This window comes from Joostella atrarenae (assembly GCF_021764745.1).
GTDB lineage: Bacteria > Bacteroidota > Bacteroidia > Flavobacteriales > Flavobacteriaceae > Galbibacter > Galbibacter atrarenae.
On the sequence record NZ_JAETXX010000001.1, the window covers coordinates 519,486 to 532,695 of the forward strand.

Annotated in this window: 14 protein-coding genes; 4 read left to right on the forward strand and 10 right to left on the reverse strand. The window is 32.5% G+C overall.

The annotated features are described in order from the left end of the window. The first annotated feature begins 5 nt into the window (after positions 1 to 5). A complete protein-coding gene (locus JM658_RS02225; protein WP_449555719.1) occupies positions 6 to 953 on the forward strand; it encodes a PorP/SprF family type IX secretion system membrane protein in 948 nt (315 codons plus the stop codon). Positions 954 to 1,041: 88 nt separating this feature from the next. Here the strand turns inward: JM658_RS02225 and JM658_RS02230 are convergent, their stop codons facing one another. The 4 genes from JM658_RS02230 to JM658_RS02245 form a co-directional block, all read right to left on the reverse strand. Then, entirely contained in the window at positions 1,042 to 1,863 is an 822-nt protein-coding gene (locus tag JM658_RS02230; protein WP_236957596.1) for an alpha/beta hydrolase, read from the reverse strand. A gap of 24 nt (positions 1,864 to 1,887) precedes the next feature. After that, complete coding sequence (locus JM658_RS02235; RefSeq protein WP_236957597.1) at positions 1,888 to 2,916, reverse strand: glycosyltransferase family 9 protein; 1,029 nt, start codon at positions 2,914 to 2,916, stop codon at positions 1,888 to 1,890. 80 nt (positions 2,917 to 2,996) lie between these two features. Next, the gene (locus JM658_RS02240; RefSeq protein WP_236957598.1) at positions 2,997 to 3,731 is read right to left on the reverse strand and encodes a glycosyltransferase; all 735 of its coding nucleotides are present in this window, start codon (positions 3,729 to 3,731) and stop codon (positions 2,997 to 2,999) included. An 8-nt stretch (positions 3,732 to 3,739) separates the two neighbouring features. Continuing rightward, positions 3,740 to 4,339, reverse strand: a complete 600-nt coding sequence (locus tag JM658_RS02245) for a DUF4254 domain-containing protein (protein WP_236957599.1) — start codon at positions 4,337 to 4,339, stop codon at positions 3,740 to 3,742. Between the two features lie 97 nt (positions 4,340 to 4,436). Here JM658_RS02245 and upp point away from each other — a divergent pair, with 97 nt between their 5' ends. Continuing rightward, entirely contained in the window at positions 4,437 to 5,093 is a 657-nt protein-coding gene (gene upp / locus JM658_RS02250; protein WP_236957600.1) for a uracil phosphoribosyltransferase, read from the forward strand. Here the strand turns inward: upp and JM658_RS02255 are convergent. Next, positions 5,082 to 6,005, reverse strand: a complete 924-nt coding sequence (locus tag JM658_RS02255) for a DUF6427 family protein (protein ID WP_236957601.1) — start codon at positions 6,003 to 6,005, stop codon at positions 5,082 to 5,084. The genes upp and JM658_RS02255 overlap by 12 nt on opposite strands. A gap of 48 nt (positions 6,006 to 6,053) precedes the next feature. Between JM658_RS02255 and JM658_RS02260 the strand changes: the two genes are divergently transcribed. Further along, positions 6,054 to 6,260, forward strand: coding sequence for a DUF6341 family protein (locus tag JM658_RS02260; RefSeq protein ID WP_236957602.1), 207 nt, complete (start codon positions 6,054 to 6,056; stop codon positions 6,258 to 6,260). 78 nt (positions 6,261 to 6,338) lie between these two features. Here the strand turns inward: JM658_RS02260 and JM658_RS02265 are convergent, their stop codons facing one another. From JM658_RS02265 to JM658_RS02280, 4 genes are all read right to left on the reverse strand, one after another. Further along, positions 6,339 to 7,409: a hypothetical protein gene (locus JM658_RS02265; protein WP_236957603.1), complete on the reverse strand. Its 1,071-nt coding sequence runs from the start codon at positions 7,407 to 7,409 to the stop codon at positions 6,339 to 6,341. A 5-nt stretch (positions 7,410 to 7,414) separates the two neighbouring features. After that, positions 7,415 to 9,106: a DUF6909 family protein gene (locus tag JM658_RS02270; protein WP_236957604.1), complete on the reverse strand. Its 1,692-nt coding sequence runs from the start codon at positions 9,104 to 9,106 to the stop codon at positions 7,415 to 7,417. 159 nt (positions 9,107 to 9,265) lie between these two features. After that, a complete protein-coding gene (locus tag JM658_RS02275; RefSeq protein ID WP_236957605.1) occupies positions 9,266 to 10,765 on the reverse strand; it encodes a GH3 auxin-responsive promoter family protein in 1,500 nt (499 codons plus the stop codon). A gap of 6 nt (positions 10,766 to 10,771) precedes the next feature. Then, complete coding sequence (locus JM658_RS02280) at positions 10,772 to 11,641, reverse strand: M23 family metallopeptidase (protein WP_236957606.1); 870 nt, start codon at positions 11,639 to 11,641, stop codon at positions 10,772 to 10,774. A 179-nt stretch (positions 11,642 to 11,820) separates the two neighbouring features. Here JM658_RS02280 and JM658_RS02285 point away from each other — a divergent pair, with 179 nt between their 5' ends. Then, on the forward strand, positions 11,821 to 12,018 hold the full coding sequence (locus JM658_RS02285; RefSeq protein WP_178950225.1) for a Sec-independent protein translocase subunit TatA/TatB: 198 nt from the start codon (positions 11,821 to 11,823) through the stop codon (positions 12,016 to 12,018). A gap of 87 nt (positions 12,019 to 12,105) precedes the next feature. Here JM658_RS02285 and JM658_RS02290 read toward each other — a convergent pair whose 3' ends face one another. After that, on the reverse strand, positions 12,106 to 13,110 hold the full coding sequence (locus JM658_RS02290; protein ID WP_236957607.1) for a DUF4837 family protein: 1,005 nt from the start codon (positions 13,108 to 13,110) through the stop codon (positions 12,106 to 12,108). Positions 13,111 to 13,210: the final 100 nt, after the last annotated feature.

A 13,210-nucleotide genomic window follows, 5' to 3' on the forward strand; every position in this document is an offset into this window, starting at 1 on the left:
AAATAATGATGAAAAAGTATCTTTTTATAATAGCAATCACCGTAGGAATTTCTGTTAAAGCCCAGGAGTTAACGCTTCCTACGTTTACGCAATATTTAGCAGATAACGAATTTGTAATTTCCCCAACGTATGCTGGAATTGGAGATTATGTAAAAATTCGTGGAAATGCCTTAACACAATGGGTGGGTATCGAGGATGCGCCAGATACCCAAACCCTTGTTGGGGATGTTCGTTTAGGACAAAAATCTGGAGTAGGAGCCTTATTTTATAATGATAAAAATGGAAACACAAGGCAAATGGGAGCACGGCTTTCTTTTGCGCATCACCTTACAATAGATGATGCTGAAGACCGTTTCCTTTCCTTTGGAATCTCTTATAATATTAATCAGTTTCGTCTCGATATTAATAACTTTAATGTTTCTGGAGACCCAAGTATTACGGATGATAGATCTACTACAAATCATAATTTTGATGTCGGTATTTTGTATCGTAGTGGCGGATTCTTTGCTAGTTTCAATGCTTCCAATATTTTAAATAAAGAGCTTAATGTATTTGCTATTAAAGAACCAAATCGATTAAGAAACTACTACGTGTACTCTGGGTATCGATATAAAAAGAATATCCGTTCTGATTTTGAATGGGAACCATCTGCTTTCTTTCAGTATTTTGAAAGTGATGGAAGGTCTAGTACCGACATTAATATGAAAGTTCGTTATTGGGACTTTGAGGACTATTATTGGGCAGGAATAAGCTACCGTTTCTTAAATGATCAGTTCTTTAGTCCATTAAACATCGGACCAATGGTTGGATTGAAAAAAGGAAGTTTTTACTTCGCTTATTCGTATCAATTAATTCTGAATGATATTCAAGCATACAGCACAGGAACACATATGGTAACTATTGGATTAGATATCTTCCAAGGACTTAGTAATTGCCGTTGTACGATGCGTTAATTTTTTAACTGACGATTTTGTATAACTAAGAATTGGTAACAAGCATCGTTTTTTGAATAGCTGAAATTAGATTTGATAATAGAAACCTTTATTCTTTAGTTTTACTAAGTTCTTTTATGTTTTTAACTAGTAATGGAAATGCGGGTTCCGTCATTCCATGTCCGTAGCCATCCATTTCGTATAACGTAGTGTTTTTATGCCCTGCAACTTTCATCATTCGCATTAAATAAGCATTTTCTTCATATCTCCCGAGCATTTCTAATTCTCTATCTCCTGTAATTAATAAAAGGGGAGGAGCATCCGCTCGAACATGATACAAAGGAGCTAAACTATCTACAATGGGCTGTGTGCCAGGAATTCCTCTTTCTTCTCTTACTGTAAAATGGGTAATTGTATGTCCGCTAAATGGAATCAATCCAGCAATATTATTAGCATCAACTTCAAATTTTGCTAAATAAGATTTGTCTAAACCAATCATACTTGCCAAATATCCGCCTGCAGAATGACCAGAGACAAAAATTAATTCAGAGCTTCCATTATAATCGTCAATATTTTTAAATACCCAAGCTACAGCTGCCGCTGCATCTTCAATATATTTTGGAGCTTTTACTTTAGGGTACAAACGATAATTTACCCCAACAACTGCTATGCCTTTATTTTTTAATGCATCAGGTATTTCCTTGGAGCCGCCCGTTAGTCCGCCACCATGAAACCAAACTACTGTTGGATAGTTTTTTAAATCTTTTGGGTAATATAAATCTAATACACAACGCTCGTTAATATATTCATCAGTTGCATTTGTAGTTTCATTGTAATAATGAATATCATTTTTTGTTGTGTAGGTTGTTTTTTGTGCAATTCCAAGAGCAATATTCAGTAAAAGAAATAAAGCGAATAATATTTTTTTCATGATAGGTTGGTTGGTTATAATTTTTTAGGAAAAAACTTCTTCAATTTTACTAATTACTTGTTCGGGTAAAATAGTTCTCATTACATCTTTATAATCTTCAGGAGCTTTATTTCCGTAGATAGAAGTTGGTATGAGTGGATATTTTTCTTTATCGGAAAGCAATGCATAATTTTCTGGTTGCTTGTAAGGATAGAATCCAGCATACGGATGCGTAACTCCCCAAAGTGTGATTGTTTTTACGCCAAACATAGAAGCTAAATGACCATTTCCACTGTCCATAGAAATCATTAAATCTAAATGAGCTATAAGTTGTAATTCCTCTTCAAAAGAAATCTTTTTAAACGTAAAAATAGTATTCGGATATGTTGAGGTGAGTCTCTTTAATTCATTTTCATCTTTTGGACCTCCAAATAGAATAATTTTGTAGTTGTTACTTTTAGATAAATAATCAATAACTCGCTCCATTAAATCTATCGGATACATTTTTGTATCAAAAAAGGCAAAAGGTGCAATGCCAATCCATTTCTTTGTGTCTTTTCCGAGTAAATCGTAGATTTTAGATGGCAAATTAAGCTTTTCAGGAAAGATATCTTTAGAAAGGTCTACTTGGCAACCCAAAGCTCTAAAAACGTCTGCATAACGCTCTAAAGTTGTTTTTAGGGGTTTAAATTCCTTTCCCGAAACTAAATTTCTTTTATCCGTTCTGCCTTTGTCAATAGTTTTAGAAGAAACACCCTTTAATTTGAAAAGAGATTTTATCACATTGCTTCGTAAAGACGCATGTAAATCAGCTATTTCTGTGTATCCGTTGTTTTTTATTTCTGAATAAAATTTTAGCAATCCTTTTAAGCCTTGGTGTTTCCCGCGGATATCTGCAGTAACAACATTAATCCCTTTTACTGTTTCAAAAACGGGTTTTAAAAAGGATTTTGTAGCGATAGTTATTTTGACATTTTTATTCTGCTGAAGCACACAACGAAGTACGGGTACAGCAATGGCGCCATCGCCAATATCAGAAAAACGAATTACTAAAATATGTTTTGTGGAATTCATAAAATTAATTTCTCCTTGCTTTACTATGTAGCGGCTATTTTTACATAAAGAATGCCTTTTGTCCAAGCGAATTATTATGGCTATTTCCAATAATCGGCTACCCATTTTGCAGGACGTACATAGCGATACCATTTTCCTTGTCCGCCTTTAATAGCTTTGTGAGGATTGATTTCCCCATGGAAAATAATAATTTTTGAGCCCTCAGGAATTTCAGGAACTTTCCAAAAAGCAAACGGAATTCTAGATACACAATCGTATTTATAACTTGGACACCATTCGGTAGGCCAGTAGTTTAACATTCCTTTTTCATGAACTGCCCAAGACAAATATTCTTGTTCATTTCTATGATCTTTTCTTATCGTATCAAAATTTTCAACAAAATAATCATACACATATCCGTGTTTTCCAATTTCAAACCTATAAACAGATGAATTACCTGTAATTCGCCATTGTTTATTGTAGTCTTTAATAATCATAAAAGGATTGTCATCTTCAAAAAAGCAATCGATATTATCTACAATAACAACATCTAAATCCAAGAAAAGAGCTGTTCCTTCTAGGCCATAAAGATCTTCTTTTAATGTGGTAAGTTTTTTCCACATACGCTCAGGCAAATTGGATTTTAACTTCACCTCAGGAATCGGAAAACACTTAATATCATCGTCAATCCCTTTTTCATCATCAGTAAAACAAACCATGGTAAATGGCAACGATAAATTACGTTTAACCATGCTGTGTAAACGGTTTACATAAGTGGCGTCGTATAAAGTACCCCATTTCATGCAAAAAATATGTATGTCTTTTTTATTATCCATTTTATATTTTATTTCTTGTACAATACAGGGTTTAAATTTTCGTCGTTGTACATTTTCATCTGCTTGTACACCTTCATATATTTATCTCCTGATTTAATATCCGCTAATAATTGATCGATTGCTAAAGAAAGATCTTCCTTTTGTTCCAGCAGCACGTCTAATTTTGTTTGACATTGCTTTTTATGAGCTTCAGAAGCATTTTCTCTTGTTGCTTCTTCTTTCATATGATAAATCTTTAATGCCAGAATAGAAAGACGGTCAATCGCCCAAGCGGGACTTTCAGAATTAATTGTAGCATTTTCTTTTACAATAACATCTTTATATTCTTGAAGGAAATAGCTGTCTATAAATTCTACGGTATCTGTACGATCTTGATTAGAAGCATCAATTTTACGTTTTAAAACAAGGGCTTCTTCTGGATTAATATTAGGATCCCTAATAATATCTTCATAATGCCATTGCACCGTATCAATCCAATTTTTTCTGTAAAGAAGGTGTGTAATAGCATCTTTTGGATACGGATTTTCAAAGGGTTGATCTACCGTATCTTTTATATGATACTTTTTAATACTCTCTTCAAAAACATTAAAAGCAAGTTCGCTAAACATTTAATTTCGACTTTAGAGTACAAATATACTTATTTAAAGTACGTTGAATTTAGAGAATGCCGTAAATTTGAAGTATGTATATTTAAATCTATTCGTCATGACAGTTCATAATTTAAGTAAAGAAAATTCTATTGTTAATCATTTTTTAGCTGAATTAAGAAATGTAAATATTCATAATGATAGAATGCGTTTCAGAAAAAATATAGAACGTATAGGAGAAATCTTAGCTTATGAGATTAGTAAAAGTTTACATTTTTCTTCTGAAGAACTAGAAACTCCTTTAGCAAAAACTACTTCTAACCTTATAGATGATGAGATCGTAATTTGCTCCATTTTAAGAGCAGGAATACCTTTACATAACGGACTTTTAAATTATTTTGATTGGGCAGATTGCTCATTTATATCAGCATATCGTTACCAAACTCCAGAGGATGAATTTGAAGTTAATGTAGAGTACCTTGCCTCTCAAAGTTTAGATAATAAAGTTCTGATTCTTGCAGATCCTATGTTGGCTACAGGGCAATCTATTTTAGCAACTTTCGAAGCATTAACAAGAGTAGGTTTACCTAAAGAAATCCATATAGTTTCTGTAATTGGAGCACAACCCGGGATAGATTTTTTAAAAGGGAAGCTTCCAAAAGACACAAAATTATGGATAGGTGAAATAGACCCCGAATTAAATAAAAAAGGATATATTGTTCCTGGTTTAGGAGATGCTGGAGATTTAGCTTACGGAGAAAAACTACAGAAATAAAACAATAAAAGGAAGCAGGATAAAGGACCAAAGAATAAGTTCTTTTATCCATACCCTCTTTAAATTCTCTACATATCTAGCTATAATAACCGATAGTGGAAATATCCAAAAAATAAGCTCTGAGGTATTTGCCGTTTCAGAGAGAATAGCAATTATAATTCCTATAATTAGCATGAGCATTACAAGAATCCCTGGGACTCTGGTAACAAAGGATTTACTTTGCTTTTTCACAAAAAAGAATAAAGAACACCAACCTCCCATAACACACACAAAAACAAAAGGGACAGTATACTTAATGTTTTCAAACTTTTCAATTACAAATTTCGGAGAGAACTGTAATAAAGAAAAGAATTTATCTAAATCTTCCGTTAGATAATAATATGTAAAGGTGATAATGAGTACAGTAAAAAGTGCTGTTAATGGAATTAATAAATTCCTATAATCATTCTTTTTATATAAAAAAATACCAGCATAAACCATTATAATAAATAGGAGCGACCAGCTATAAAAATAGGTAGCTACAAATACCCAAAGAGAAGCATCGAAGATTTTTATTTCAATATCTCTATTAGAACGAATACTCACTAATCTTCTAAACGACAACAGTATAAAAAGATTCGCCAACAGTAAATTTAACTGATTGAAAATTTTAGGGAATAAGCAGAAGAGTAACACAAATAAAAGGATTGTATAGGAGTTACTCTTGGTTAATGAGTTTTTTCTGTTGATAAAGTCTACAAGAAATAATGATATAATAACTACAATAATAGATTCAATAAGATTGAAAATTACACCCTGGTTAAAAGGAGCATCCAAATAGAAAAAGTAACCGCCAATTAAAAAAAAGGAGATAAAAACACCAAGAATTATAAAATTTATAGGATTAGTTCTTTCAAAAATGCTTGATATCATGACAGGTTTTTGTATTTTTGTGCTGTAAATTTAATATATCTTTTACTGATGAGTGACTTTTTCTATGGTATTCAGGATTTGTTTGAGAACATTTTGTTCATTCCTTTAGACGCTTTACGATTTTTAAATAGTTGGTGGTTATCTAATATTATCAACTGTATCTTTATAATCATTGGATTCATTGCATTCTTTTTATGGATGAAGCAAATGATAATTTATAGCGAAGAAGAAAAAGATCCGTATTATAACTCTTAATATTGTTATCAAATAACGAATCATAAAAAAATCCTATCAATTTTAATTGATAGGATTTTTTTATGATTATACTTTTCTTTAAGCTCTTTCTTGTTTAGCGTATTCTTTAAGGAATTTATTAAGTTCTAATAATGATAGTCCTAATAATACCAATCCTAATAACGCAATAGGAATTAAGAATTTATAACTTTTAATTAATCCTTTTGATTCCACACCTCTTCTTGGGAAATCGGAAATTACGTTTACAATCTCAGATTTATTAGCTTTCTCTTGATTAAGATCTACAATACTTTGTTTTATAAAATCAATTTGTCTTATTAAAGCTAATTCTTTGTTCTGTTCAGAATTACCACTTTCACCCAAACTTATGTTTGTTCCTTGCATTGGCTTGTCAGCTTCTTTTTCCATTACTCTCTTGTACAACCCTTGTAAAGAGTCAATCTCTACTAATTGCGTACGTAAGATGCTATCTTGAAGAGTTAAGTTAGTTTGTCTAATGTTCTTCTGAATTTTAAAATAATCATTAGAAGATATGGACCTTATAATAGGAGCTTGAATTTTCTTAGCTACCTTATTATCAGTTGCTCTAACAATAATAGTATGAAAACGAGCATCGAAAGAGTTAAAGTTTTCTAGATATTTTTCCATATCTATAGCTTTTCTAGTGGTAGTATCTAGACTTCTAATAAACTCATCAAACAATTTTATTTTCTGATTCTCATCAGAGTATGAGTCAGCTTCAATTTCTTTAATGCTTGCAGCTTCTTTCGGACTTATACTAAATGCTTCTGCCAATGCAGAAGAGTCTTTTGCTTCAGCTAATTCGTTATAAAATCTAATGTTATTGTAAAGCTGTTGTACACTCTGGAAATTTGGTTCCAAAACCATTGTAGAAACATAAATAGGATCCTTTTTATAGTCGATAAAGCTACCAATTATAAGACCAACAACACCAGCAATAACAAATTTGATAATATGCTTTTGGATAAAAAGCATGAAACCAATAAGAAGGCCAAAAATGCCTTTAAAAATATTGCCGATAAATTTGAAGAATTTTTTAAATCCATCCCCAATTAATTTGAACAATTGACCCAAATCAATCTCTTCAGAATTGTTATTCTGATTGTTAGGTTGAATATTTTCACTCATGCTGGTTAGTTGTTTTTGAAAATTTGTTCTAAAATTTTTCTTGTTATTAAATATGTAGGCTTAACACCTGTAATTCCTAATCCTCCTGAAGCTAATGTACTTCCAGTTTCTAATGGGTTATCTGAAGCATAATATGCATATCGTACCTTTACATCTTCAGAAATACTCTTACGTATTTTTGAAGCCGATTGGATAGCCTTTTGGTAATGCGCTCCTTCCATTTCTAATCCGATAACGTTCCATGTACTATCGTAAAAGAATTTCAATATGTCTTTATTTTGTAGGGAAGTTCCAAGAACACTTATCATCGTTCCTTCGAAAACACGTAAATCGTTTCCTTCAAAATCTTCCGCACAAAGTTCATTTTTAAATGGATAATTATCTGCTGTTCCTTCAAAAATATGGGCATTCGGAATCATTAAATCCCCTTTTCCTCCTTCTAAAATACCAGCTTTTCCCATAATAGAAACAGAACCGATATTCAAGAATTCATTTTTCTCTCCCTTTGTTTTGAATGGTTTTAGAAGCTCGTCTATTGTTTCATAGGCTTGCTCTCCAAAAGCATAATCCATTACAAATAATACTGGCATATTATCTTTGTCAGTATCGGCATCAAAAGTAAAATTTATTTTGTCAAAATCTATCTTTGATGTGTCAAAAATTTGAACATCTATATTTGTACCCGATGTATCGTCTATTGCAATCATTCCACTTTTCTCAGCATAAGTACGTACTTTCGTTCTAAGCGTAGAGTTTGAGGGCTGACTCAGCAACTCATAAACGTCATAATCGTTTTTCTGACTGCTGAATTCTTTCTTTAAAACTGCCGATGCAAATAGAGAATTCATAACACTATGCATGTTTGCACTTATAATATGAATCGGTCTGTGTAATAAATTATTCTTTTTTAAGATGCTTTTTATATTGTTAGCCCATATCTCTCCATGAATATGATGCCCCAAACGCTCTCTTAAAACTGGGCTAAAAGTAATAGTCCGTTTATTGCCGTCTATTAATTCTTCTAGCGCGATTTTTCCCATCCAGTAAACTATTTCTAAGAAACGTTCTGGATTGTCTTTTGTTGCGAAAAGTTTATGAGCTGCTAAACATTCTTCAAATGTTCTACCTAAAATATTGGATGCATGACTTAAAGCAACTTCCCTTTCAGGTTGCGTAAGTTTATTCTTTAAAACTGCTTCTTCTAATTTTTTCCAATCGCGAATCGTTTGTCCAGATTCTTCGATAAATACATTGCCTGCAATTTTATGAGATTCTATAAATAAAAAAGTAAGATGCGTTAAGATGTCATAAATATCAGATCGTCCTCTGGTAATCTCAATATTCATCTGATCATCATCTATTCGGTAGCAGTTCCTTCTCCTTTTTGGAGGAACAATCACCTCAAAACTCGAATTCTTATAACCTTCTTCCGAAGTTAAATTTATATATCGACATTGTTCTATTCCAATGGGTAGTCGGTCAAGGATATACACCAAACCGTTGAGTTCTACTTTTGGTTCTGCAACAGAACCATAAATTTCTGGTCTTAATTGTAATAATGACTCTCGTAATGTTTCTCCAGAGACTCCCATTGGTTTATAAAAACCACGATTAAAAAGGTGTCTCATAGCGATATACATTCGCTCTATAGCTCCTGAAGATTCTTGAGCTCTCGTTCTAGATTTTATTTTACTCATATGATATTTTACTGCACAAAAATACAAGTTCTTTTTTAAATCTCACTATTTGAGTTTAATTCCTTGTTAAGTTATATCGAAAATGAGTTAAATTTTCTGCGGAAAAATGAAGTAAATACGACTTTTAATAGAATTTATTACTGCAATCTGTCAATTGTTTTATGACTTTTGAAACTTTTTTAGCTCATCGGCTATCTTTCTATCATTCGCTAAACGTTGGATTTTATTTTGCCCTCCTAATTTCCCTTGAGATTTCATAAAATCAGAAAACGCCCCTGTTTCTAAAGGAGTAATTTTTAATTGTTGTAATACTTTCCCTTGAATTAAATCGTAGTAATAGCTGTTTTGCTCTTGTAAAGTTTCATCTATTTTTTTGGCAAAAGCTTCCATATCATTTGGAGGTGTTTCAAATTCTATAAACCATTCATGATATGGTAATTCTCCTCCTTCTGGAGTAATTTGAGGAGCAACGGTAAACTCATTAATAGAAGTATTATAGGCTTTTGTTGCTGCTCGCATAGATTGTTCTACTTCTTTGGCAATAACATGCTCTCCAAAGGCAGATATAAAATGCTTAATTCTACCAGAAACAATAACGCGATATGGATTTTTAGAAACAAACTGAATAGTATCTCCAACATTATAACCCCAAAGTCCAGCGTCTGTAGAGATAATCATTACATAATTTACATGCAACTCAACGTCTTCAATAGTCAGTCTTTTTGGATCTTCTGTATGGAATTCATCTGCTTTTATAAACTCATAAAAAATTCCTGAATTCAGCAGTAAAAGCATTCCCTTTTCTTTCTGAGAATCTTGATATGCAAAAAAGCCTTCACTTGCAGGAAATAACTCTATGCTGTCTACTTTTCTTCCTATTAATTCCTCAAATTTTGCTCTATACGGTTCAAAATTTACACCGCCATAGATAAATAGATTGAAATCTTTAAAAACGTCACCTACTTTTTTAGATGTTTTCTGCTGAATTCTCTCGAAATACATCTGTACCCAAGAAGGAATCCCGCTTATAACAGTCATATTCTCTGGGAGTGTCTCTTCAACAATAGCATCGACTTTCGTTTCCCAATCGTCAATACAGTTGGTTTCCCAACTTGGCATTCTATTTTTCTGAAGGTAACCAGGAACATAATGAGCTACAATCCCAGATAAACGGCCTAATCTAATCCCATGTTTCTCTTCTAGAATGGGACTTCCTTGTAAGAAAATCATCTTACCATCTACAAAGCTTGCATTTCCAGTTTCATGGATATATGCTAGAATCGCATTTCTAGCAGCTTCAATATGGTGAGGCATAGAGTCTTTAGTAATCGGGATATATTTCGCTCCCGAAGTTGTTCCAGAAGTTTTAGCAAAGTAGCTAGGTTGTCCAGGCCATAATATATCTTTTTCTCCCTTTACAACTTTTTCTACATAGGGTTTTAAATCCTCATAATCTCTTACAGGAACTTCCTTAGCAAAATCTGAATAAGAATTGATTTTATCAAAATGGTGGTCTTTACCAAACTGCGTTTCTTTAGCATCTTTAATAAGCCTATTAAAAACTGATTTCTGAGTTTCAACAGGGTTATCGATCCATTTTTGGTCTTTATAATGGATGTATTTGGCAAATAATTTGGCGGCAAATGGCTTTAATGACATATAGTTTTATTGAAAATCAATATAATCTTTTGGATCTACTGGATACCCTTCACTCCATAATTCAAAATGCAAATGTGGTCCAGTTGTTAGCTCTCCGGTATTCCCGATAATAGCTATTACTTCTCCAGCTTTTACTAAATCTCCTTGCTTAACACTCAATGAAGAATTATGTTTATACGCAGAAGTGAGTCCAGAACCGTGTTCTATAATACAAACATAACCAGTTTCTGATGTCCATTCAGCAAAAATAACCATTCCATCTGCTGCAGATTTTATTGGAGTGTCTTTTGGTGCTAGAATATCTATTGCATAATGCTTCTCTTTTGCATTATATGACTGAGATATTGTTCCGTTTACGGGAGGAAATAAAACAAAATCTGATCGTGTAGAAGCAGATTCAAATAAATTGTATTTATCTTCCATTGCTACCCGTTCTCTTAATAGTGAATCTTGCTTACTCGGATTTAGATTTACAGCGATGGTATCTTTTCTAAATTCATTGAAAAGAGAATCTTTATCTATTTCTTGCGTGTTTATTTCTCCTTTTAATACCTTCTGAATCTTATCGTAATACAATTCATTAGCACGTAATTTTGCGGTTAACGAATCTGCTTTATAAGTAAGATCGATGGCTCTTCTTTTAAGTGTTGTAGAAGAATAGCCAGGAATATACTCACGAAGCGGAGTAAAGGCAATCAATACAGTTGTAAAAGCAATGATAAATACCGAGAAAAGAGTTCCTAATACAAAAACATTCAGCCTGTTTAATTTAAATGATAACTTCTCTTCAAAAGTATCTTCATTTAAAATAACAAGTCTGTATTTATGGAGCAGCTTCTTTTTAATCTGCTTTCTTTTCTTTTTTTTCTTGGCCATCACAAGCAAATATAATTATTAGGATGTTACATAGCTTTCTGTTAAAGGAAATTTGTTTTTTTTTAACGCATCAAAACGTTAATTTTTATATTATTCCTACATAAAGTGATGATTTTAAGAAAAAAGATGATTTTTTGTATTCATTTCTTATTACCTTTGTTATCTAAAATTATATTAAAATGATATCATTAAACATTTTTCTAGGAATGATTGGTCCATGGCAAATCGCGATAGTAGTTATTTTAGTACTATTATTGTTTGGAGGTAAGAAAATACCAGAATTAATGCGCGGACTAGGAAGCGGTATCAAGGAATTTAAAGATGCCTCTAAAGAAGAAGATGAACCTACAGTTGATCAGAAAAAAGAGAACAACTAATTTATATTAGTTTATTCCTAAAATAAAATAAAAATGCCGAACTATAACTAAATATAGTTCGGCATTTTTGTTTGCTTAATTGTAAGCTTATTCTGCTTTAGCAATGTCTTTGTTCTGATCTGTAAACTTCAATGTTTTTAAGATAGCTTCCAACTCAAACATATAATCTCTTTTGTTTGTAGACGGTGCAAAAGTAAATCCTTCAACTACCAATAGTCGGTTATTAGGTTTGTCTTCTACAATATAGTTTATAAAAGGTCCAGCCATAAAGAAGTTTTTAATCTCCCACATACCTTTAGTTTCAATAGCTTTTCTTCCAGCCACTTCAGCATCAAATACATAAGGAGCATATGCTTCTTCAGTAATCATATACATTCCTTCTTTTCTTCCTGGCACATATTTTTCTCCAATAGAATCACGCATTTTTATGATAGCATCTACACGAGAAGAATCGTTTGGAATACTGTTTAAAGGCATTTCATATACCAAGATATTCATGGTTCCTTTACGGATTTGGCGCTCTATCCAGAAGAAATTCCCTTCTTGTTTCGCAATTTTATAAATAGAAGGCATCGTTAAAGATATACCTAATTCTTCGGAAAGTGCTGTCTCTCTGTTTAGAGAACGTGTAAAACGCTCCTGACTTTCTTTAATATCGTTTTTCTTAAAAGCTTCTATTATTTGCGGAGCAGCTTCTGCTAGTTTCTCAATTATTTTATCTTCGGTAGGCGCTTTAATGATCCCTACTTTTTGTGGCTTGGCATATAAATCGGTTCTTAACCCCGATACTTCTGCAGTATCTTTCTTTATAACCAATACATTACGACTGTTTCTAGTGGCTCCAGTAAAAACCTCAAAAGGAATCTGATGAATGGTAAATAGTGGCTCTATCATTGGAAGTCCTAAGACCTCATCTGCATAGTATTTTCGGATAGAATCTCCAACACGCCCATTCCACATATCGTTATCGATTACAATAGACAAGGTGTTAATGGCACCTACAGAATTTGGAAGAAATTTCTCCTCTTTTTTACTTTCTTTACAGGAAAGCACTAATAAGAAGACCATTATTCCCATTAAAATTTTTTTCATCGTTTTAGGTTTTTTGATAAAGCTCCCACACCATAGCGCGAGAATTAAAAATAAGTTAATTTGGTGTCGGTACATTTGTAAAACAAACCCTTGTTAGGAA